The 21,808-nt window shown below is 63.3% G+C and carries 22 protein-coding genes; 8 read left to right on the top strand and 14 right to left on the bottom strand.

The annotated features are described in order from the left end of the window. Nucleotides 1–265: 265 nt before the first annotated feature. On the top strand, nt 266–811 hold the full coding sequence (locus tag FF100_RS28620; protein WP_139039157.1) for a recombinase family protein: 546 nt from the start codon (nt 266–268) through the stop codon (nt 809–811). Nucleotides 812–988: 177 nt separating this feature from the next. Here FF100_RS28620 and FF100_RS28615 read toward each other — a convergent pair whose 3' ends face one another. The 4 genes from FF100_RS28615 to FF100_RS28600 all read right to left on the bottom strand — a co-directional run bounded on the left by FF100_RS28615 (nt 989) and on the right by FF100_RS28600 (nt 5,109). Beyond that, entirely contained in the window at nt 989–1,846 is an 858-nt protein-coding gene (locus tag FF100_RS28615) for an HNH endonuclease family protein (RefSeq protein ID WP_139039156.1), read from the bottom strand. A gap of 7 nt (nt 1,847–1,853) precedes the next feature. After that, the gene (locus FF100_RS28610) at nt 1,854–3,140 is read right to left on the bottom strand and encodes an AAA family ATPase (protein ID WP_139039155.1); all 1,287 of its coding nucleotides are present in this window, start codon (nt 3,138–3,140) and stop codon (nt 1,854–1,856) included. Between the two features lie 590 nt (nt 3,141–3,730). Further along, on the bottom strand, nt 3,731–4,372 hold the full coding sequence (locus FF100_RS28605) for a hypothetical protein (RefSeq protein WP_139039153.1): 642 nt from the start codon (nt 4,370–4,372) through the stop codon (nt 3,731–3,733). Nucleotides 4,373–4,638: 266 nt separating this feature from the next. Continuing rightward, nucleotides 4,639–5,109 (bottom strand): hypothetical protein, encoded by a 471-nt coding sequence (locus FF100_RS28600; protein ID WP_139039152.1) that lies wholly within the window; start codon nt 5,107–5,109, stop codon nt 4,639–4,641. Nucleotides 5,110–5,312: 203 nt separating this feature from the next. Between FF100_RS28600 and FF100_RS28595 the strand changes: the two genes are divergently transcribed. The 3 genes from FF100_RS28595 to FF100_RS28585 all read left to right on the top strand — a co-directional run bounded on the left by FF100_RS28595 (nt 5,313) and on the right by FF100_RS28585 (nt 7,776). Next, a complete protein-coding gene (locus FF100_RS28595; RefSeq protein WP_139039151.1) occupies nt 5,313–6,212 on the top strand; it encodes a hypothetical protein in 900 nt (299 codons plus the stop codon). Nucleotides 6,213–6,307: 95 nt separating this feature from the next. Next, nucleotides 6,308–6,634, top strand: coding sequence for a hypothetical protein (locus FF100_RS28590; RefSeq protein WP_139039150.1), 327 nt, complete (start codon nt 6,308–6,310; stop codon nt 6,632–6,634). Nucleotides 6,635–6,795: 161 nt separating this feature from the next. Next, on the top strand, nt 6,796–7,776 hold the full coding sequence (locus FF100_RS28585) for a hypothetical protein (RefSeq protein ID WP_139039149.1): 981 nt from the start codon (nt 6,796–6,798) through the stop codon (nt 7,774–7,776). Between the two features lie 154 nt (nt 7,777–7,930). Here the strand turns inward: FF100_RS28585 and FF100_RS28580 are convergent, their stop codons facing one another. Together FF100_RS28580 and FF100_RS28575 are read right to left on the bottom strand one after the other, a co-directional pair. Then, nucleotides 7,931–8,365: a hypothetical protein gene (locus FF100_RS28580; RefSeq protein WP_139039148.1), complete on the bottom strand. Its 435-nt coding sequence runs from the start codon at nt 8,363–8,365 to the stop codon at nt 7,931–7,933. Between the two features lie 832 nt (nt 8,366–9,197). Further along, nucleotides 9,198–10,010 (bottom strand): hypothetical protein, encoded by an 813-nt coding sequence (locus FF100_RS28575; RefSeq protein ID WP_139039147.1) that lies wholly within the window; start codon nt 10,008–10,010, stop codon nt 9,198–9,200. Nucleotides 10,011–10,141: 131 nt separating this feature from the next. On the opposite strand from FF100_RS28575, the gene FF100_RS28570 reads away from it, so the two are divergent. After that, on the top strand, nt 10,142–10,408 hold the full coding sequence (locus tag FF100_RS28570) for a helix-turn-helix domain-containing protein (protein ID WP_139039145.1): 267 nt from the start codon (nt 10,142–10,144) through the stop codon (nt 10,406–10,408). Between the two features lie 14 nt (nt 10,409–10,422). Here FF100_RS28570 and FF100_RS28565 read toward each other — a convergent pair whose 3' ends face one another. The 8 genes from FF100_RS28565 to FF100_RS28530 all read right to left on the bottom strand — a co-directional run bounded on the left by FF100_RS28565 (nt 10,423) and on the right by FF100_RS28530 (nt 18,706). After that, nucleotides 10,423–10,758, bottom strand: coding sequence for a hypothetical protein (locus FF100_RS28565; protein WP_139039144.1), 336 nt, complete (start codon nt 10,756–10,758; stop codon nt 10,423–10,425). A gap of 55 nt (nt 10,759–10,813) precedes the next feature. After that, the gene (locus tag FF100_RS28560) at nt 10,814–11,149 is read right to left on the bottom strand and encodes a DUF3768 domain-containing protein (protein WP_139039209.1); all 336 of its coding nucleotides are present in this window, start codon (nt 11,147–11,149) and stop codon (nt 10,814–10,816) included. 103 nt (nt 11,150–11,252) lie between these two features. Next, entirely contained in the window at nt 11,253–11,903 is a 651-nt protein-coding gene (locus FF100_RS38070; protein ID WP_246102478.1) for a hypothetical protein, read from the bottom strand. A gap of 298 nt (nt 11,904–12,201) precedes the next feature. Beyond that, nucleotides 12,202–13,101 (bottom strand): hypothetical protein, encoded by a 900-nt coding sequence (locus FF100_RS28550; protein WP_246102476.1) that lies wholly within the window; start codon nt 13,099–13,101, stop codon nt 12,202–12,204. Beyond that, on the bottom strand, nt 13,029–13,688 hold the full coding sequence (locus FF100_RS28545; protein ID WP_246102474.1) for a hypothetical protein: 660 nt from the start codon (nt 13,686–13,688) through the stop codon (nt 13,029–13,031). Before FF100_RS28545 ends, FF100_RS28550 begins: the two co-directional genes overlap by 73 nt. After that, nucleotides 13,685–16,732, bottom strand: a complete 3,048-nt coding sequence (locus FF100_RS28540; RefSeq protein WP_139039143.1) for an N-6 DNA methylase — start codon at nt 16,730–16,732, stop codon at nt 13,685–13,687. The genes FF100_RS28545 and FF100_RS28540 overlap by 4 nt, the downstream gene beginning before the upstream one ends. Beyond that, nucleotides 16,729–17,199, bottom strand: coding sequence for a hypothetical protein (locus tag FF100_RS28535; RefSeq protein WP_139039142.1), 471 nt, complete (start codon nt 17,197–17,199; stop codon nt 16,729–16,731). The genes FF100_RS28540 and FF100_RS28535 overlap by 4 nt, the downstream gene beginning before the upstream one ends. 334 nt (nt 17,200–17,533) lie before the next feature. Then, nucleotides 17,534–18,706, bottom strand: coding sequence for a site-specific integrase (locus FF100_RS28530; RefSeq protein WP_139039202.1), 1,173 nt, complete (start codon nt 18,704–18,706; stop codon nt 17,534–17,536). Between the two features lie 178 nt (nt 18,707–18,884). On the opposite strand from FF100_RS28530, the gene FF100_RS28525 reads away from it, so the two are divergent. From FF100_RS28525 to FF100_RS28515, 3 genes are all read left to right on the top strand, one after another. Continuing rightward, nucleotides 18,885–19,985 (top strand): RHE_PE00001 family protein, encoded by a 1,101-nt coding sequence (locus FF100_RS28525; RefSeq protein WP_139039141.1) that lies wholly within the window; start codon nt 18,885–18,887, stop codon nt 19,983–19,985. A gap of 216 nt (nt 19,986–20,201) precedes the next feature. Beyond that, nucleotides 20,202–20,738: a Ros/MucR family transcriptional regulator gene (locus FF100_RS28520; protein ID WP_139039140.1), complete on the top strand. Its 537-nt coding sequence runs from the start codon at nt 20,202–20,204 to the stop codon at nt 20,736–20,738. Nucleotides 20,739–20,922: 184 nt separating this feature from the next. Continuing rightward, a complete protein-coding gene (locus FF100_RS28515; protein WP_139039139.1) occupies nt 20,923–21,396 on the top strand; it encodes a Ros/MucR family transcriptional regulator in 474 nt (157 codons plus the stop codon). Nucleotides 21,397–21,808 lie beyond the last annotated feature (412 nt).

Genomic DNA, 21,808 nt, shown 5'->3' with positions numbered 1-21,808 from the left:
TTTGGATGCGATCTTGCGACCCGGTACGGGCAAGAGCTCCAAAACCCACAAACCCTAGATCCCAAGTTACCACTGGCGCAAGTGGGCAAAGGGGTATTTGGGTGTGGATGCGTCCCGTATCCTGTTCCCAGACCGCACCACCCCCTGTTCGCGGGGTACACCCTGCGAGACGGCACCGGTGAGACGCCCCGGCCCTGTCTCACAGGGTTGCAGCTCGGCTCGTGAGACAGCTACAAGGGATCGTCTAGACCCTGTGAGACATTCCATGGCCCGGATCGGCTACGCCCGCGTCTCCACACTCGACCAGGACCTCACCGTGCAGCTCGCCGCGCTCAAGGCTGCCGGCTGCGATGTCATCCGGTCCGAGAAGGTGAGCGGGTCCTCGACCATCGGGCGCGACGAGCTGCGCACGGTGCTGGCCTTCATCCGCGAGGGCGACACGCTGGTGGTCACCCGCGTCGACCGCCTGGCGCGTTCGATCGGCGACCTCCAGGACATCGTGCGCGAGCTAAGAGGGAAGGGGGCGGGCCTGCTCGCGACCGAGCAGCCGATCGACACCTCGACCGCCGCCGGCAAGGCGTTCCTCGACATGCTCGGGGTGTTCGCCGAGTTCGAGACTAACCTACGTCGAGAGCGCCAAGCTGAGGGGATCGCGAAGGCCAAGGCGGCCGGCGTCTACAAGCGAGCGCGCACGGTCGATCCAGAGGCCGTGCGGGCGCTGATGGGGGAGGGGAAAGGCGCCTCGGCGATTGCCCGTCAACTGGGGATCGGTCGAGCGAGTGTCTACCGGGTGCTCAAAGCTGCTCCGTAACCTTCACCGAGCCAACTCGGCTTGGACCGCCGCTTCCGACCCGAACCGGAAGCTCAGAAGGTCCGGTTCGGGGCAGGCTGATTAGCTTTGATCGACCGATGCTGGCAGATGGCGGGCCGACCGCTGTTTAAACTTCGAATAAGGGTAGTAGTCATTTGTTTGGATCAGGTTATTAGCTTACGTATCCGGCGGGACGAGAGGCCAGGTTTCCGCTTCTGGAGCGGATGCGAACAGCGCCTTGACGTCGGGCAGATAGGCTTGTTGGCGGCGCATCTCGGCGAAGACCGTGAGGTGCGGTGTGGACAAGATATCGTCGCGCAGCTCATTGAGCCGTTCAGCGGATGTGCCAGTCCCCTTCTCAGTGACATACTCGTACAATCGAGCACGGAAGCCGCCGAACGCGTTCTCACGTGCGACCCGCATCACTTCACGGTTTAAACCTAGCACATCGATTGTGAACGCCGCGCGCGCTTGAGCATCTACGGGTGCTGTATCCTTTGGCAGGAAGTCAAAGGTCGCGGGAACCTCTGATCCGTCGGGCGTTATTCCCCCGATATCGAGTTCAAGAAACTCAAGGGGATCCTCGGCGCGCGGATCGATCAGCGCTGAAATGCCGTTCGGTGGCGGGATGACTGGATCCTTACGTGCCCGGACGAACTCGGTGATCTTACCGTCGGCTACAATACCGTACCGACTGCCTTTCGGAGCGTTACAAGGGCCGCAGGCGAACAGATAATTCTCCCACGCGAATACATGCTCAGGGAAGAAGCTCTTGGGTTGAATATGCTCAATCTCATCAGCAAGCGAGTCCTCGCAATAGGCGCAGCGGATTGGCCCCACGCACATCAACGCGAGCGTCTGGCGCACTTCTTGAAAGGCTTCTGCCTTAATCTTGGTTGATGTTTTAGTATCCCACGCGCGCTTTGCCGCCTTGACCTTCAAGGCGTAGTTCAACTCAGCATCAATCAGCTCTTGCAGGCTTTGAAGTGTCGTGCGAGTGCTAGCGGCGAGCGGCCGTTCGATAATTTTCAGCATTGTATCGTCAGGAGACCGCAGTATCTGTGGCACGGGTGGGCAAGATCTGTCGCAATTCCTCTATCCGCGCCCGCTCAGAGTCGTTTGCTATGCCCTTTAGTGCCTTGCGGTTCAGGACTGCCAGTTCTTGCAGCAGTTCCTTAGAGTCTTCCGAGCGTGCGATGTCGCGACCGAAGAACTCGGTACCATAAGCATCAAGGATGGAGCCGTGGATGAGACGGTTAAGCACACCGCCCTCAACGCGGCCTGATGGTTCGTCGCTGCCCGGCGTTGTGAGGCGCCAAACAGTCGTGGCGGTACGACAGACAATTGGACTGTGGGTGCTGACGATGAACTGGATATCGGGGAAGCAGCGCGTGAACCAAGGCCCAATGTCGCGCTGCCACGAAGGATGAAGGTGCGCGTCAACCTCGTCGATGGCGACGACGCCAGGCAGCCGAACACATCCTGCATCTTGGTCAAGTGCGTCAATAACCTGTTTTGACCCAAAAGATTTGGTCATTTGCCGCAAAATCTCGAATATCATTGACAGAACTGAACGATATCCGTCGCTGAGCTGCTCGACCACGACGCGCGCGCCGCCACCATCGACGATAATGACTTCCTCTGCACGAATTTCCGCGATCTGCGCGTCATGCGGTAGCAACGACGATCTATTTAGAAAAGCAATTAGTTGGGTGAGCAGCTCGCCATTTTCTTCGCTCTGCTCAAGCTGCTTGACCCGCAGCTCCCGCAGCCAGCGCAGCCCCTCGGTAAGCGCCACATCCTCACCGAACGCCGACAGGTGTGAGGCGAGTCGTGGGTTGGTGAAGAACAGCCGGTCGAATTGCTGGTCGCCGCCGGTGAAGCGGCGGAACGGCCCGAACGAGGCTGAGAACCAGCCCGCATTAGTCCCCCAAATCGAGCGTTCGGCGGTCTTTATCCCGCTCGTTGCGGAGACCTCGACACGCGGACCACCAATCGACGACTCAATTGGGCGAAAGCCGATCTCGACGTCGACCGAGGTAGTGCGCCGTCCAGTGCCAGTGAATATGTCCACGCTACCACAGTCGACAACTAGACGGATGCGGCTGTCATCGGATTTGTAGCGCATCCAAGTGTTCCAGTTTTGGCGAAGCGCTACAGCCTCCCGCGGCCCAGCGAGCGCAAGGGCAAGTGAACGAATAACACTCGACTTACCCGCGCCATTGGAACCAAGAATTACATGCCATCCAGGCGCTTCCTCAGCGGATACCTTGAAGTCGAAGGCCTCGATCGCACGAATGTCTTTGATGAACAGTCTACGTACGTACATGCCTCGCCCGATCTTACCGCTGTCTCGCGCCTCGACGACCTAGCAGCCTTCCAGCACGATCATACCACTAAAATTTTATTTGGCAGGCTGCCCAAATGCGACAGGGCGTGGCGCAAGGGCCGCCGTCATTTGTATGTGGCTAACGCACCGTTTCGTAAGCAACTTGGCGCCGGACGGTTCAGCTCAATCGCCACAAGTGCCAGACGGGCACGCGGCCATCGTCACTATCCTAGCTCGCGTCACGGGCACGACAACATAGATGGTACTCAGGTCGAGTTCGTATTTCCCGAAACTTGCCATCCGGCTGACGTACACCAACCGCGGGATCGGCCACCGCCCTGCTAAGCAACTGAAGATCGGCGCCGAGCCGAATGTCCGGTTCTGGGTTGCAGCCCAACGATAACTCTCCACCCCAGCAGACATTCAGCGGTCAAGCTGATTGGGCTCAGAACCTAACCGTCGCCCAGTGCGCCGGCTCGCATAGGCGCTGGTATGAAACCTAGGTTCATGATGCTCGGGCAGGGATCGCGTTCTCCACGCAGCCTGGACCAAAGCAGCCCCTCCCACTGTCAAGCGGGATTGAATTTCCGCTAGTCCCGTTCGAAGACGGGGTGCCGCCAAGGGTCCTTTGCCGGCCGAGGCTTGCTGTCGAGCTCGGCCGAGGAGGGGCGCAGGACCAGGACGTCGTCGAAGCTGGCTCGGCCTCGGGGCACGGCCTTAAAGTTGTAGGTATTCACGTAGGCAACGTCACCAGCCACGATGGGCGTGGCCGTAATCGACGTGAGGGGGCCGCCCCTGGGGCAGTAGCGCGCGCCGCGCGCGCCCAGGTGCTCGTCGAGCGGTTCGCGGAGGCGGCCCCCGGGGGGCATGACAGCGACTCCCTGCAGGTGGAGCCCATCATTCGGCACCAGCTCACGCAGGCGGACCTTCGCCCGCTTCGCGACGGGGAAGTCGGGGACAAGGATCCAGCAAGGCATCCACGGCCGGCGACTGGGCGCTTTCGCATTGCGCCACACTCGCTCACACAGCCACCCGTGCGCCCGCTCCGCTTCGCGCTTCATCTGGGCGAGGACGGCGTCCCGGCGCCCGCCGAGGTGGTGAAACTTGAGGACGAGGAGGTAGGGGGTCCAGCCTTCAGCAACGAGGTCCATCGCGATATGCCCGTACCCCCCTATTAGCTGGTTGATCTGATCGCTCCTGGAGAGGGGAGAAAGGGGAGAGGGGCTGGGCATACCTATGTCTCCTGTAAGGGGGTGGGGGAGTGCTTTCTCAGTAGTGTGTTCCTAAAGCCCATGTGCTAAATCGGCTCTATCTCGACACGACAAACCATATGCACGCCCATAGACGTGCACCTTAGCGCGAAACATCGCGCGCCAGCTTGTGGCATCTTCCAAGGCAAGCCGGCAGTGTTTGCACACGCAAGCACTTTACCGTGTCGGGAAATTAGCGATGCGGCGTAGATGCTGCTCGCATTTGCGTGCGGCTCACGCCGCCAACATCAGGGCGATCTCTGATTGGAGATAGTGGGCGCTGTCGGAGCGACGGGGTAGGGGCCTTGAAACAGGTCACCCATGGCCTTGCGCCGGAACAGGGTCCGCCAGCGGCGGCGCTGATGCTCGTCGCGGTCGTGCAGCATGTGGCAGCGTTGGCAGAACGCTGCGAGGTTGGCGCTCTCGTTGTTGGAGGTGTCGTGATCGCGGTGGGCTGCCGCCAGCACCACCCGCGTGACCCGAACCCGGGCGAGCAAGTCTTCGTTGCGCAGCCGCTGCCGGAGCCGGCGGCCTTGGCCATCGCGCCAGCCCGAAATCTCGGCATCCCACCACCGACCATCGCCGAGGTGGAAGACCCGCTGCAGGTGCGGACGGGCGCACGCTTCGCACCGGCCCCGCGCCCGGCGGAAGCGGATGGCGTCGGAGAGTTGGGGCCAGTCGATGGGGTAGAAAAAGCGGTGCTCCGGCCGGATCGGCATCCCTGCTCCCCGGCTCCGCGGGCCTACGTGCTGCGGCAGCCTATCACGCCCTGTGGTTAAGCTCGACCTACCAGCACGGATTATGGTCATCCGTGGCCGTGCACTTAGACAGTAAGTGCGTACAGCTGGTCGGGAGCGCAGGCAGGTCCATATCTTCTTAGGCACTAAAGTCAGGTTCGCTTGTAGTAAGCTTGAGGATACGCATGAATCAGTTAGAAAATTCCAAATATCGCATCTACAATGTATCGGATGCTATAAATTTTGTGTTAGATGAGCAGAACTCCCTGCATCTGCGAGCTATTCGCCTTTACGAAATGCAAATTGCAGTCCTTTTTGGGCATAAACTCAACGACAGGCAAAGAGACAAAAGGGAGTTTCCTAATCGGTATTTGACAGTAAGCAGCGATATCCTGAACTCAGCATATGCTTGTGCGGCGATCAAGCTGCTGCGACGCATTGATAGGGCGTATAAAATTGAAGGAAATCCAGTTGCAAACTATCTGGATGATTCGAACGCCAGAGATATATTAAAAAATATACTTAGAAGTCCTGACAGTATTCGGAAATTTGCTGTTGCGCATAGTCCAAGAACGCTCGATCTGAAACTACAGATCCGCCGCCGACATCAGCGAAGATGCGCCCCATTGTATGACTTTTCTCTCCGCTATTATGTTGACGACACCGGGCCGAAGGGAGGGTGGAAAACAGCTCTATCTCTCTTCAACCAAAAGCAAGGCACCGATGCACACGCCACGATCAGAAAATTCTATCCGTATTTAGGTGGCGCAACAGTGGGTAAGCAATGTCGAAAAGAGTGGGATTTCCTCGCGGGGTTTGTTTGGAATAGCCACTTTGGAAGCCAGATATTTCAGCCAAAGAGAACTGGTTGGGCGCCTTTCGCTAAAAATTTACTAGGTAAGGTTGGGGATTTGTCAGGGTTGCGACGAGCGGTTGGCGAGTACCAATTTGTGAAGGCGCGACTGGAGGAGCGAGGCTACGAGCTCCTAACACTCAACCTCGTCCATCCGATACCCCCCGCTGCACCGCCGCTCCAGCCCCTCTCTGAGGATCTGCTGGATGCAGTTTCTTACGAAGAATCATAGACTTAGAAGGGGGTCGCCGCGCAGCGCGACCCCCTACTCGATGTGACGTGGCGTAGAACGGCCTTGCCCTCAACTCGAGGGCTGGAGGCCACAACATGGTGGAACAGAACAAGAGCTCGACCAAGCCGTTGATGTACGACGTGCATCAGCGCCGAGTCCATCCCATTGGCAGCAGTGTGCGCTGGCGCATCGGCTACACCACCGACCGCCCGGTGATCATCGACTACTCCGGTCTCGTCGGTCTCGGTCTGCATTTCGGCCTTGAGCAGATCGAAATCTTGGAACTGATCCTGGGCGAAACCTTCCCCGCGTCGCTCCATCCGCCGGAGAAGCCGATGGGCTGGACGGGCGACGAGCAGTGGCCCTACCAGGAAGCCGTTGCTGCCCTCATCGCGGCGGGCGAGCGCAAGCGCGTCGGCTGATACAGCGCCGTTACCATTAGGCGCTCCTTCAACACGCCGCCACGGTCGGGCTCATCCCCCTCCGCGGCGGCCCCCCCCTTCATCAGCAACGGCGCACCCGCGACACCCTGCATTTCTCGTAACGAGAACGGCGCGCGTTGCTCCACCAAGGCCAAACTATCATGACGAAGCGCAAGCGCGGCACGAAGAAGCCCGAGCAGTCGGATGATGCTTGGACGACGGAGCCCAGTGAGGGCAGCAACGGTCGCGGACCGTTCCCGCCGGATAATTCGGACCTTCGGCGTCGCATCAAGGAGAACCCGAACGGACTGGCGTTGGAAGCCCAGTCCAAGTTCCGCAAGCTGAAGGCGGGCTACCGCCGCGACCTGTACGAAGTGCTGGCCATGTGCGTCGGCGTCGGTCGCCACTACTCCAATGATTATAAGGCCTGGAAGGCGTTTTTCGATCAGCCGTTCTTCCAGACCGGCAAGCAAAAGCTGAAGGCGCGTACTCACCATACTGACGCGCTGCGACACACGATGAACTACGTGTGCGACGCGACGTCCAAGCAGGCGCGCAGCCGTACCGGCAAGTACGCTGCCGCCCTCCACGAGATCATGACCGTCGGCACGCCGGTCCACCTCGTAGCCGAGGAGATCGAGCAGGCCGGTGGCATCGAGAAGCTTTACGAGGCCTATCTGGAGCGGGAGGCGCTCAAGCCGAAGAAGGGGCGCAAGCAAATTCGGACCGAAGAGGACTACGCCGCCGCCAAGCAGTACTACAACTTGGATGATAAGCGGGTGAGTGCGCCGAAGGACATGATCCTGGCCGATTTAGAGGGCGCCTCCTTCGAGGAGCCGGACGATGTTGAAGCGGGGGAGGGCGAGGAGAGCGTGATGGACGGCGGCGGTGATGAGGACACCGAGGATGGCGAGCAGTTCGATATCCTTGATGATCTCGAGTTTGGGGTGACGCCGGTGGTCGAGCGTGGTCGTGACCCGGCGGGGCGGCGGACCATCGAGCTCGAGGTCAACTTGAAACAGCAGTCCCGCTTTTTGAATATGAAGGAGGGACAGAAGGCGGTGATCCACGTGATCTGCTGCGGTACAGATAAAGAATTCCTGCGGCTCCGGGCGCGCAAAGCGGTCTGGAAGCGCCGCTGAATATGACTTATGCGCTGGGGCAGGCAGCTGCCCCAGCGATTTGCAAACTCTTCGCCACAAACTGTCAACCCAATCGTCAATATAATCGAGATTTTAATAATAGTCTATTATAAATATCTATATATAGCTTGGTCAAATAAAACCATGAATTCGCCTAGTGTACGCCACGTACTTCGACGCTATCTTCGAGCTCGGAAATCACCCGGGGCAGGATGATCACACTGTCGAAGTCGGCTCGGCGACGCTGGAGGGACTTGAATAGGTAAAACGCGGCGCGCCGGGGCGTTTCGGTGATGGGCTCGGCGTGGATGCGAGCGACAGCGCCGCGGGTGTAGAGGGCCTGGTGGGTGTCGAAATGAGCGTCGAGGCCTTCACGGAGGCGGCTCCGGGGCGGGATGAGGGCGAGCCCCTGGTAGTGCAGCCCGTTGTTGAGCGTGACCTCGCGCAGGCTCGCCTTGGCCCCCTTCGGCACGGGCCAGTCCGGAACGAGGACCCATTCGGGGAGGCGATTGCGGTGGGCGGGGGAGCGGGGCTTGCGGGCAACCCGGAGCAAGAGGGTCTTGTAGGCCTCAGTGATCCCCTGCTTCATCTCCCCCAGTACCCATTCCCGGGGTCCCCGAAGGGGCTTGTATAGGAGGGAGAGGATGTAGGGGGTGCACCCTTCTCCCATCTTCATGATCAGCATGTCGCTGTAGGCATGTATCAATGTGTCAATGTGGAAATCAGTGTCTGTATGCACATGACTCTCCATATGCACTCCGCATCGGAAGCACATTGCAAGCTGATGAATGCAGGCCTCGAAAGCGTTGGCATACCAACGGTCGGGGGAAACTGCGACTGAAATTATATTTACCGATCATTGATTTAAGAAATCAGTGTTGGATCCGGTTAGGACAGACTGGTTATGAAATCTTACGAGGCAGCGCGGACGGGTTAGTCAGCAGACTATCTCGGATAGCTAAGATTGACGAAACGAAGGCCCGAAGCTGGGGGTCCATAGGTGGCGATAAATACGTCCAAGGTCGTGCCCTCGTGCCAGTAGCAGCGCCCGCCGCATGGCTCCGTCGATCCAGGCGTCCGCGTTGCCGAAGGCGCCCCCGCCAAGTCGCGGGAACATCACGCGACTCAAAGCGCCGCGGGATGCGTTGCGTAGACGGACCAGCAGCGTGCCTTCGTAGGCCGCCTCAAAGACAAGGCGAGCTCAGGTCGACGAGCAAGGCGCGCTGGCAAAGACGGATGCGGGGAAGTACCCCACGGACCGGGGCTACGAATGGGCGGTGACAACGCCACGCTGGTCCAATGCCAAGGTGAAGTGCATCGTGTTCACGGTGCCGACCTCGAAGTGAGGCTGGGTACCGGCCCCCAATTGCAGGGGGCCGGCAGGACCTCAAGGGCGTCGGCCGCATCGAGACCGGCCGACGCTAGAACCCTGACACGCTTGTGAGAATGCGATTGTCGCGCACGTAGATCCGCCACAGGATCCGTCGCTCTCCCGAGTTCAGCACCGCCGAACCAACGCAAGTGCGATCTTGCTGCTCCGAGTTGAAGCTCAATTCGCGGATCTGGTCGAGAGCGAGCAGCCGCCGGTGCACTTGTCCACGATCGTCGGCGTCCTCGATGGCCCGCCGGACCAACTCCCGAGACGCCTCGGCTTCGCAGGTCGGGAGGCCGACTACCCCGTTGCGGGGCCATATCAGCCACAGCACTGCCAGGAGCAAGGGCGCCTTCCACCACCAACCCGACCACAGCGCCTTGGACCGGCTTCGTTTCGCCAGCTGGCGCTTCTGATCCTCGTAGTCCCGCTCGGTGAGCTGCCCTTGTCGCCGAAGCTCGTCTAGCTGCGCGGTTCGGGCGTAGAGCCCATCGAAGCGGTCGCCGGCGGCCCACCGTGCCTCCAGGTCGGCGAGGATAAGCGGGATCGCTTCCTTGGTTTGCACGTCGGCGTACGACAGCCGGAACTGATCCACCGCTGCTGGCCCAAGCGTCGAGAGCTGCTCGACCGCAGCCCTGATGTCGGCGTCGTAGGCGGCGAGCGTCGCCCACTGCTCGCGGAAGGCGGGGGTGTCGCCCATGCGCTGGCGCTTCTTGGCGAGGGCCAGGGCGAGAAGAGCGGGGAAGAACAGGAGGCACACGACCGACCAGCGGTAGGGGTCGAGGCCTTTGTGTCGAGCGAGGTTCCAGGCGGCGACGGAGGCGAGCACGCCGAGGGGCAGGAATAGGCCAGTGTACGACATGGCGATGCCGTCGGTGACGGCCCTCTGTGAGGAGAAGGTCTGGGGGATGGGACCGACAGCCGGCAGGCAGCAGAAAATCTGAGACTGTCGGACCGTCGATTGTCAAGCCGCTGCCGTGGCCCTGTGCTGCCATGGACGCGCGGGCGATCATCGGTTGGAACTTGCGGCGCCTGCGGGTCGAGCAGGGGCTGTCGCAGGAGCGGCTGGCGCTCACGGCCGGCATCGACCGGGCCTATGTCGGCCGGGTCGAGCGCGGTTCGGAAAACGTGACGATCACCACCTTGGAGGCGATCGCGCGCGCACTGTCAGTACCGGTCGCGACCCTGCTCATTGAGCCCGACCCCGGGGCGGAGCGGCCCCAGCCCTTGCGGGCCGGTCGGCGCGCAAAGGCGGGATGAGCTTCAACCCGGTCTCACGACCCGATCTCCAGCTGCGGGGCGACCCGGATCAGCAGCGGCCATGCTGCATCGATCGCGTCGCGCGTGCGGGCATCGAGGTTACGAGCACCGAGCGCGGGGGCAATCAGCAGCCGCAGCAGCGTCGCCGCGAGGTCCGGAGCGGCCGCGATGAGCTGTGCGTCGGCCAGCCGCTGAATGCCAGTCGCGATATGCAGCGGGCAGCCCCCGGGCTCGACGGGCGCGTCCCGCCGGATGAAGTAGGGCCAGCCACCTAGCCGGTCCTCGGCTGCTGGCTCGACCCCGAGCATGATTTGCGCGGGCGATGCGCCCGGTCCGGCCGTGCCGCGCATCAACCATGGCCCGGGGGTTGGAATGGCCGAGGCCAACAATCTGTGTCCGGCCACGTCAGTACTCCCCGGCCAGCATGACCGTCAGCATCCGCGTCGTGATGCTGCTGTCGGCCGGATCCGGCGAGTGCCCCTTCAGCGCGCGGTCGTAGTAGTCGATTTTGAAAAACACTCGCTCGCCCGTGACTTCGAGCGCACCGAAATCGTGTTCCCCCCGCGGGTCGTTGTCGGGCGTGAAGGCGTCATAGGTGGCGATGGCGTCGAGAATGATCTGCTGGCGTTCGCGGCCGAGGGCGATGACGCCAGCCGTGAGCATCAGCAGACCGCCCGAGAGGGAGCGGCGGAGGATGTCGTTGAGCGCGCGGGTGCGATCCACGTCGAGGACGGTGGTCAGCATGAGAGCCTCGATTGTCGGAAGGAGGGTGAGTGGCGGCGCGGAGGCGCCTGCCGCTGGGCACCCGAGCCAGCCTGTGGCTCAGGTGCGGGGCACGAGCTGGCTACGCCTTGCCGGGCGGCAGTAGGGCGAGTTCGTCGGCCCGGCGCAGGATGGTGGCTTGGGTGGGATAGTCGCGCCAACGGAGCGAGTGGACGGTGCCGTTGATCCCGATCACCTCCGCTTCCCACCAACCCTCGTCGGGTCCCTCGTGGGCGAGCACGACGCTGCCCAGCCCGATCTCATCGCGGTCGCGAGGCAGCTTGTGCCCGACGAAGGGACTGGGCGAGGCGGGGGGCTGATGGGCGGCCGGTGGACGAGGCGCCGTCCCACTCGTCTGTGTGTTCGCAGCCGCTGGTAGCCCCACCTTAGCCGCTGTGACCGGGTTCGGGGCGTCGGGGTCTGCTCGAACGCCGGCGAGCTCGAGGAGACGGGGGAAGAGCTCGCGCCGAACGTAGGGCACGAAGGCGCGGCCGCTGCTGAACACCCGGCCATGGGCGAACTGATCGGCGAACACGCGCTGCTCGTCGTCGGCGAGCGGCAACATGCGGAGGTTCATCACCTCGGCCGCCTGCGCTGCAAGCTTGGTCTCGCTGGCATCGAACCAGGCGGCCCGAGGTCGGCCGGCATCATCGCGGCCGAACAGGACGAGGGCGGGCGTCATCGGTCGCAGCGGCACTTCGGCGACGAGCTTGGGAGCAGGTTTGGCGCTCATCAGCAGGCCCCTGAAACGAAGAAGGCCCCCGGAGCGGGGGCCTTAGTGGAGAGTCTGAAGTGGAAAGCGCGCTGGCGGGGCAGCGGCGGCGATCGACGCCGGGCGAGGGAGGGTGGTCGCTGGTGCATCAAAAGGCTCCGTGGCTCACATTGATCAGCGCCAGCGCGGCGCGCCGGTCAACCAATCAACAAAAGCACTATCGCACAAAAATACAGATAAATCAATGTCTTAGTAAATTTTCAGCGGCCGACAGCGCTGCCGCTCGTGTGTGTCGCGCTGTCAGCAGGGCGAGTGTTCCTCATTTCTGATAGTAAAGCCGGCGCAAAAACGTTCTTGCCGTTACCAAGACGAGGTGAAGTCGGAACGTACAATGATCTTCATCCGACAGGCCAGGGTGTGAACCTTCGGTGTGCAGCATCTTAAACAGGCCGTTAATGTAGTTCTTGCCGTCCGGCGTCCACTCGTTGCGGTTGCTCGCAAGAAATCCGATATCGGCTAGCAGGGCGCGCCGGTTCTCCGAGGTCAATCGCTGCGCCGCTTCTGTGGGACGGATCGCGCGGGCGATATCGTCGAATAGGCTTTCCAGGAAAGTGCGAAGCTGTCCATTGGCGGCGGCCCAGTCGCCACGCGTGTGGGCCTCGATCGCCTGCCCAAGGTGACCGAGGGGCGTCGCGAACTGGAAGTGGGTCAGGAGCTGACGGACCTCGTCGTCGCTTTCCGGAAGCAGGATCTCGCCCGGGAGGGTGGCCCGGAGCGTGGCCTGCCGTTGGCGATCGTCCCAGGTGACGGTGTAGCCGTCACGCGCCAGGCCGCGGAGGAGCGTGACGTCGCTCGTTTGGGTCGCATCAGGCCTCAGCATGCGGACCGCCTCGCGCACGATCGCCTCCGCCAGGGTCGCACTTCCGTCCACCGTCTGGATGACGTGGGTCGGGCGCTGGAGCGCCGCCCGCCCGAGAAGGCCGCATTTCTTCGCGACGCTCAGCGCGGTGCCGACCGGGATCGCGTCTTCGAGTTCAAGCCTAAGGACAAGCTGATCGAAGCTCGCTTGGCTGTGTCGTTCCAGCAGCTCGACAGCGGCGATGACGGTCGGCCGGGTGAAGGGTGTCAGCGCACAGGTGGCCCACTTCAGACGGCCAGCATAGCGTGGTGGAGTAAGATCGGCGCTCGGGGCGACGTCCTGACGTGCTCGCTCGCCCAACCAACTATGTCGAGGTCGCCAGGTGCGGCGAGCAGCTCGGCGGTCCGGCTGCGTCCGATCAGATATCGGTTGATCCCCTCGACCACGGCGTCAGGCGGCCCCTTGAGAACATAACCGACCATGAAGCCGCGCGCATGGTTCTCCGAATACTTGCCGTTCCGGAAGCGATCGATGCCCTCGACCACATACTCGCGGGCGAGGCTGGCATCTCCTTCGGCGACGCGCTTGCACTCGATGACCGCGTGAGGATCGTGCTCGCCCGAGCGCGCAAACACGCGGGTCAAGTAGACCGGGATATCGGTGCGGCCGTCTGGGGCTACCATACCTGGACGTGACCGCGACTCCGATCCTGGCGCGATAATCATCGTCTTGCGCCAGGGAAAGTGTTGCCGAGTAAGCGCTTCGCGCATGGCGTCGCGCAGGGTCTCGGTCATCGCGACCTCGTCCGCCCCTACGTGCACGGCCGCGTTCGCGGCGGCGATGACCCAGCCGGCTTCAACGGTGCGGAGGATCGCGATGGTGATGGCGGGGCTGAGCTTGATGAAGGTGCGGCCGACCGCCGCCGACTGACCGAGTGGGATCCTCACGCAACGTCCCCAGCAAAACTCTCCGCGATAACTGCGTCGGCGTCTTCGAGCGCCGTAGCCGGCATCCAGAAGCGCCGAGAGGCCGGCTTGATGATCACTACCTCGTCGGCCCCGTGCACCCGCAACTCGCGTTCGCCGATCAGGGCCGAGCCGAGGCGGACGTGGAGGCGCTGACCGATGCGGTCGAGCAAGGCCGAGAGCTCACCTTCGACCGGCAAAACCTCCACGGTCGAAGGACTACTGCCCTCCTCGAGAACAAACCGGATGACGCGGAGCGGCGCGCCATTCGCCAGGTTCATGATTTCGGCCCGCATGCGTTGATCAGGCATTGCCTGCAGCCAAGCTCCAGTCCCGCTTAGGAAGGCGTCGGCGTAAGGCGTCAGGTCGCGTTCGACTTCCGCAGGCCCGGCCGCAAGTTCGCGACCTCCCGCCCATTGCCAGCCCGCGCGCGTTAGGCCGTCGCGGACGACGATGCGGTCGGTCGGGTCGAGGCCGTAAAGGTCAAAGACGGCTTCATCGAGCGCGTCCCAGCGCTGTGGATCGACACCATTGGCGCGGAAGTTTCCTTCCAGCGACAGAAGCCGTTGTCCGGCTTCCGTCTGGCTTGCTCCGCCCGGGTCGGGCAGCGGCAGGAGCCCGACATCGTTGGTCAGCAGGCGGCGCTTCCAAATGCCGAACTCAGCGGCGGTCATGAAGAAGAACCACGACGCCAGGGCCGAGCTGAGCACCGCGGCGATGAGATGCGCGCTTTCGCGGTGTGCCTTGTCTACGGAAGCCCCGAAATAGGCGTCCATATAGACGAGGTCGCGATCAACGACGGCCGCCACCGGACGCGGTCCCGCTCTTAGAAACTCCTTGATGAGCAGGATCGGGCCTCGATACGTTTCCCGCGCGCGTGGCCATTGCGCTGTCGGGTGCTCGAAAGTGGGAAGGCCGGTAGGTACGAGGAACGGCGCGAGGTCTTTCGTGCTAAGAACCTCCAGGCCTTGCAGGTGTGTGGCGTCTCGCGTGCGCTGGTGCGGCTTTCCGAGGATAAGCCCATCGCGCCAGACGGAGCCGACCGAGGCGAGCCAAGCATCCAGATCCGAAAAGCGCGTCCTGAGCTCGTCGAGCAATAGCATGTCGCGGCCGCGTCCGAAGGCGGCTGTTTTTAGCCGTTCTGGGTCTCGTTCCCAGCTCGCGAGCGGTACAACAGTCACGTCCCCAGGCGCGATCTCGAAGGTATAGGACCGCTCGGCCGAGGGTGACCAAGGAACGTTCACCACGGTGAACTGGTCTGGATCTTGCGGACGGTGACGTGCAAGGAGGACAACGGCGGGCATTTTAGCCGTCGGGAAGAGCCACTTTGTGTGCGCGGCCAGGTTGACGAGCGTGGCGGGCGCGAGCCGCTGGACCACGTGCCGCGCCGCGGCGGCGCCTGTCTTGCTGCCGGCGAAGAACGGCATCGCGCTTAGCACGATGCCATAGCGGGATTGCTCATGCCCGAACTCGGCGGCGCGAAGCACGAAGTCGAGGCCTTCGCCGCGCGGCTGGCGGGGCGCGCCTGGGCGCGAACGGGTTCGACGATCCTCCGTCCCCTTCTTACCCCGGAAGGTCCAGGGTGGATTGCCGACGATGATGTCGAAGCGTCGCCGCTCTCCCGTCTCATCGAGCAGCGACGAGCCCTCCGGCTTGCTCTCGATGTCTCGTGCGTCGCCGACCAACAGGGTACGGCCGATGAGGTGCTTGAACCTCAGCGCTTCCGGCGGCTGCGGGTCAGGATCGAGCTCCAATGCTGCGAGGTAGAGGCTGAACGCCGCTACCCGGATCGCGGCGTCGCTGATGTCGACCCCATAGACCTGATTGTAGAGGGTTGATCGGATCAGCTCGCGTGTGGGTATCTCGCCGCCCTTGCGCGCCACGAGCCGCCGAAGTGCCTCGACGAGGAAAACGCCTGAGCCGCACGTCAGGTCAATGATGGTTTCCTTGCCCGTGATGTCGTTCATTACCTCATCGAGGATGAGCGACACGACCGGCAAGCGCGTGTAGTGAACGCCCCGTCGCCTGGCTTGGGCGGCCGTGACAGCGTCACTGGCGGCATCCGCTTGCTCGTCAGGCGCATCCTCTACTTCGAGTGGCGGCGCGATCTCATCAGCCGCAAGCGCGCCGTCCGCCGCCGCACCCGCCTTCGAGTGCGCGAACTGCTCGTAGATAGAGCTGATCAGCTCAACCGGGATAACATCGAACTGGTAGGGAAAGAAGGTGAGCTGGCCGGTCTCTGGATCGACCGCTTCTAGGAAATCGGCGACACGCGACAGGTGCCGTTCGGACAGGTTCTCGGTCGCCGCGCTCTGCGGGAACATGTCGCCGTTAAAGGTCCCGGCGAGGAAGGCAAAGAGGCGCTCCGTCGCGACCGGATCGCGCAGGGCTGCTGACAGGGTCCCGGCGCCGCATTCAGCGGCGAGGCGCGCGGGCCCTACGATCTTCCGATCAATGAGGTACTGCGAGAAGATCGACCGGCCGATCAGGCCTTGAGCGGTAGCGCGATTGAGGCCGGCACGGATCAGATCGCGCTCAAGTGCCGCCAAGTCGGAGAGTAGCTGCTCATCGACGCTCGTCTTGCGATTGACCGTACCGGGCCGGAGCCAGAACTGCCCGGTCTCCATCGCGAGCCGACCCGCCAGTTCATCGAGCTCTTGAAGCTCACGCTCGATCGTCGTGAAGGTCCGTAGCCGGTGCCGGCTCGCCTCGTCACGTGAGACCGGACGTCCGAAGCCGTTGTAGAGCTCGACCCGCTGCGGCGAGACGACCCATAGCAGGGGCGCAAAGCCTTCGTTCCAGATTTGCCGGCGCCAATCTTCGATCTCGGCCTCGTCAACCTGCGCGCCGCCATACTTGAAGTAGACGGTTAGCGACGAAGTGCCCTGCCACAGCGCGTCGGGGACGAATGACCGGCCCCGCCGATCTCGGCGCGCGTCGGAGCCCAACCGGACGCCGTGAGCTGGCACGCCGTTCTGGAGGTAGCCGGTCGCTTCAAGAACGCGGTTGAGCGGGCTCGGGCTCATCGGGCGTTCACCCGCAAGGCTTGGGGCGGGAACGGATGCGCCGACTGCGGCTCAGGCGGGATCGGCAGCAGCAGGCCGCTTAACCGCTCGATCAACGGCCAGCACGGCACCGCAAGGACTGCGTCGCCCGGCTGTGACCATGGAACCTCTCCCGCCGCGCACAGTCGAGCCTCGTCGGAGGTCACAACCGCGACAGTCTGGCCGAGTCGCGAGAGCTCGGCCCGACCTAGCAATTCGAAGAGCTCGCTGACGCCTGCTCCAACCGCCCCCACTCCCACGCCAAGCCGGCCAACGATCTCGAGGGTGACGGCGAGGCCGAGCAGATCGGAGAAGGTAAACCGCGCCGATTTGCCGGTCTTGTGTCGGAGATATGGAACCGACTTCCGCCAGTGACGCAGCTTCTCGGCCGAGACACCGACAGCTTCTCTAGCCTGCTCCTGCGTGTAATGGATCGTCCTGATGCCCACAAATGCCTGTTGCTAGCAACGAGAAATCTGGCCCATCTGTACGATGGTAGCCGTGCTAGCGCAACAAGCAGGCATGGCTTCTGTGAAACACGGTCGGGCTAATCCACAGCCATTGGCGACGTCGCACCTAATGGTTCAAGTGAGCGCCGCAGTGTGGGAGCGTGGTTGTCGGATCGCGAGGCTCGATCCTGAACGCGTCGATACCGTGACAGCTTAGGGCGATCCGCGAACCTGAGATAGGCCAGCGGTAATCATGCGTCTGCCGATCCGGATAGCATCGATCCGCCGTGCAACTCTCCAGCCGTTTTTCACCTGACCCGTGCTGGTCCTCGCCTCATCCAATAAGCCGGACGGCCTTTCCCTGATCGATTTCGGCCTCGTTGTAGTAGCGTGCAGCCTGCTGAACCGAGCGGTGCTGCGACAGTTGCATCGCCTCAGGCAGCGGCACGCCCTGCTTCCCGGCCTCGGTCATGAACCCCGATCGCAAGCCGTGGGCCGAAAACAGGGCGGGGTCGAGCCCGGCTCGAGCGCAGCGCGCCTTCAAGATCGCGTTCACGCTTTGCGGATCGAGCGCCATCGCGCCCAGCCGGCCCCAGCGGTCGATGCGCCGGAACACCGCCCCGCTCTCGATCCGCGACAGCGCCAGCCAGTCGATCAGAGCCGTGGCGGCCCGCCCGATCACCACCACCCGGGCGTCGTCCTCTGCCGTCGTGGTCTTGGTGCGCCCGAGCCGGATCGTGAGCTTCGCGACCATCGGACCGTCCGGGTCGGCCGGATTGCGCGGCACGGCCGCCTCGCGCACCAGGTCTTCGACCCGCAAAGACGCGACCTCGGCCCGGCGTCGCCCTCCCGAGGCGAAGGCGACTAGCAGCAGCGCCCGGTCGCGCACGTCGACCAGGCGATGCTCGTACAGGCAGGTGGCGAGCAGCTTCTCGATCACCACGGCGGTGACCGCTCGGGCGCTCTTTCGAGCGCGAGGCCGCCGGTTCGCCCGCACGGCCAACGACAGGGCGGTCCGTAGGCGTGGTGCCTTGAACGGTCCGTCCGCGCCGCGGAAGCGGTGCAGGGTCGACCAGTGGGCGAGGCGCCGGCGCACGGTCGAGACCGCGTGCGGACCGGCGACCCGGAGCAGGCTGCGGGTGCGCAGTTCATCCTCAACGGCGCTGGGCATGCCGTGGCGGGGATCGCTCTCGCGCTCGGCTGGATCCCAGAGGTGATGGGCGACGAACTTCAGCGCCAGGGCCTCGGTCGCAGGCCAAGGCAGGGGATGACCGGTCGCGGCGAGGCACCAGGCCTCGAGGTAGCCAAGGTCGGAGGCGAGCGCCCGCAGGGTATTGGCGCCCATGCCGGAGCGGGCGAGGTGTTTGAGGGTGGCGGCGTCCTCGTCGGTGAGGAGGACGGCCAGGCGCTCGCGGGCATCGAACGGCAGGAGACCGGCGAGGGCATCGAGGTCGCGCTCTCGGGCGAGGGTCGGATCCGGGAGCAGGGCAGGGGCGGTATCGGGCATCGCGGCCGGAAGTGAGAGGAGCGGCGAGGGCGCATTCAAGCCGATTTCTGGCTCCTCGTCTACCACCATCGATAAGGGGGAATTATCAATGGTCAGAGTAGCACTCACGCAGTGATGCCGGTGCGGGAAGCGAAAGCTTTACTCGCTTCCGTTATGACGGATTGGTACAATCCTCGCAATGAGTTACCGTCTGCCCGACCCGCTCCCCTGGGCCGCCCTCGCCACACCGCTCGCCGCCGCCGAGGACACACTCGCCCGCCTCGACCAACTCCTCGCGACCAGCCCCATCCGCGACGGCTGGCGCACCCGCACCGACTTCGCCGACGCCTGCGCCAGCCTCACCCTCCAGGGCGACCTCGTGCTCCTCGAGGACCTCGTCCTCCACGACGCAGGCCGTGATCGGCACGCGCCCTCTCAGGAACTCACCCTCGCCCACACCGTCCTGCGTACCCGTCGCCGCATCGCCGCCGCCGAACCCGGATGGGCCACCAGCCCCACCGGACTCGCTGCCCTGGCCGAGGACCCGGATGGGGCGGAAAATCAGGCCGAAGCATCGGCATCAGCTGCGCCGCCGAACGACGACGTAGACGGGGAGGGGGATCTTGAAGATGCCGACGATGCCTTCGCTGCCGAACTCGCCGGCATCGACGCCCTGATCGCCCGCTCCAGTCGCCTTCTCGCCGACACCGGCCCGGTGAGGGAGAAAACGCCGCTGCTCTACGACCCAGCCTGGGGTGAGACCGACCGCCTCAGCAACTGGCGCCAGGTGGTCGCCGACACCCGCACCCTGCCCCCCATCCTTGTCGCCACCGTCGCCTACGATGCCTGGGCCGCCCTCGAACCGCTTCAGCACCGCGCATGGCTCGGGTCGCTCCTCACCGCCGACCTCCTGCGCGCGCGCGGCAAATGTCGACACCACCTGCCCGCTCTCGCCAGCGCCCTGCGCCGCGTGCCGCGCGATCGCTGGCTCGTGCGCGACCCACTGACCCGCTGGCTGGCGGTCCTTGGCGCCGTCACTGCGGGTGCCGAGCAGAGCATGAGGGATCACAACCGCTGGATGCTGGCGCGCGAGGGGCTACTACTCAAGGTGCGGGGGAGGAGAGGGAGTTCCAGCCTGCCCCGCCTCATCGACCTCGTTCTGGCCCGCCCGCTGGTCTCCACCACCACCATCGCAGACGAGCTCGGGGTCACACCCCGCGCCGCCCAGACCCTCGTGGCCGAACTCGGCCTGCGCGAGCTCACCGGACGAGGACGATACCGAGCATGGGGGATCTTGTGAGTTGGTGTCACGAGTGGCGGTTAAATCCGCGAGGTGCGCGGGCGCAGAGGTTGCCGTCGATGTCAGCGGTCCAGCGCGATAAAGTACTGAAGAACGAGATTATCCTTGGGATTGCCGGAGATCACATACCGGCAGGAACTTGCCCTACGTCGGCGGTTCTCCATAGAGTTTTCCGTGTTCGGATCAGGATGGATCCTCGTAGCAGAAAGAATTTACGTGTCGGACGAGCCCCAAGCCCAACAGCTTGAATTCATCGACCTCGCGGCCGATATCGTATCGGCGTATGTGAGCAAGAACAACGTTCCGATCACCGAACTGCCGAGCCTGATCGCCTCGGTGCATGCCGCGCTGAGCGGCCTCGGCCAACCCGCCGCCATTCCGACCGAGGATCATAAGGTCACAGCGGCCCAGATCCGCAAGTCCATCACCCCGGACGCCATCGTCAGCTTCATCGACGGGAAGTCCTACAAGTCGCTGAAGCGGCACCTGACCTCAAACGGTACGACCCCAGACGAGTACCGGCAGAAATACGGTCTGCCGCGCGACTACCCGATGGTGGCGGCCTCTTACACAGCGCGGCGGTCCGAGCTTGCCAAGAGCCTCGGCCTCGGACAGCTCCGGCGTGATCTGGCTGCTGCCAAGAGAGCGGCTGAGAAGCGGACCGAGCCTGATCCGGTCGTCACCGCACCCGTGGACGCGAAGCCTGCACGCCGCGGCCGGCCGAATAAGGCCGAGGCCAACACGGCCGAGTGACGTCAGATCCGACGAACCCATGGCGGCGACAGCGTACCCAATGCACGCTGTCGCTTTCGGGTGTGCTCCTCGTGGCGGGAGGTTTTGTGATCACCGTGGTCGGTGTGTATTTTGCCATCGAGGATGTCGTCATCCACTGGATCAGGTAGGTGCGCCGCCAATTCAGGGTTGTACACCCTGTGGGATGCTCGATACGCTGCCGTTGCTCGATCCTGAACCGAGCCATGGAGTAGGAAAGCTGTCAGTGCCCCAACAAGAACAAGGCTCCTCGGCCACTCTCGTTGAGCTCGCCGCCGACATCGTGTCGGCCTATGTGTCCAAGAACTCGGTTCCGGTTGCGGAGCTGCCGAACCTGATCGCGTCGGTCCACACCTCGTTGATGAACCTGGGGCAGGCAGTTGCTGAGCAACCCGAGAAGCTGACGCCGCCAGTGCCGATCAAGAAGACGGTGACACCGGATTACATCATCAGTCTCGAGGACGGCCGCCAGTACAAGTCGCTCAAGCGCCACCTGTCGACCCGTGGGCTCACCCCGGACCAGTATCGCCAGAAGTGGGGCTTGCCGCACGACTACCCAATGGTGGCAGCCACCTATGCAGCTCAGCGTTCGGAGCTCGCTAAGAACAGCGGATTGGGCCGGCCCCGTAAGGCAGCCTGAGCCATTCCCAAGCGCCCCTGTCGATCAGCGTCAGGCATAGCGGGTTGGCAGGGTGATGTGCTGCACGGCGGCGACGAGCATCAGCGCCGCCGTTAGTGCAAGCTACACCAGTTCAGGGTCATGGGCGACACATTCTAGAGGCTATACTTGGCTCCATGAGCCGAAATCGTCGTCAGCTTGGCCCTACGAGGGGCTCCTCCTGGCCCGGGCCAGCTGTTCAGGCCTTCCAGAACCAGCGTTTAAAGCGGACCTGCATACGGCAGCGCCTTAATGCGCTTTTGAACGATCTCCGGTGCAGGTCGATCGCCAGACAGGCGACCGAAACTGAGGCTATGCGTTAGTCCTGCGGGCAGCACTTCCCGTCCTTCGGAAGGGGCATTGTCCGCTCCGATCATCCTCTCGCCCAGGAGAT

It is taken from the genome of Methylobacterium terricola (genome assembly GCF_006151805.1).
GTDB classification, from domain to species: domain Bacteria; phylum Pseudomonadota; class Alphaproteobacteria; order Rhizobiales; family Beijerinckiaceae; genus Methylobacterium; species Methylobacterium terricola.
This window is presented reverse-complemented; position numbering and strand designations above follow the sequence as displayed.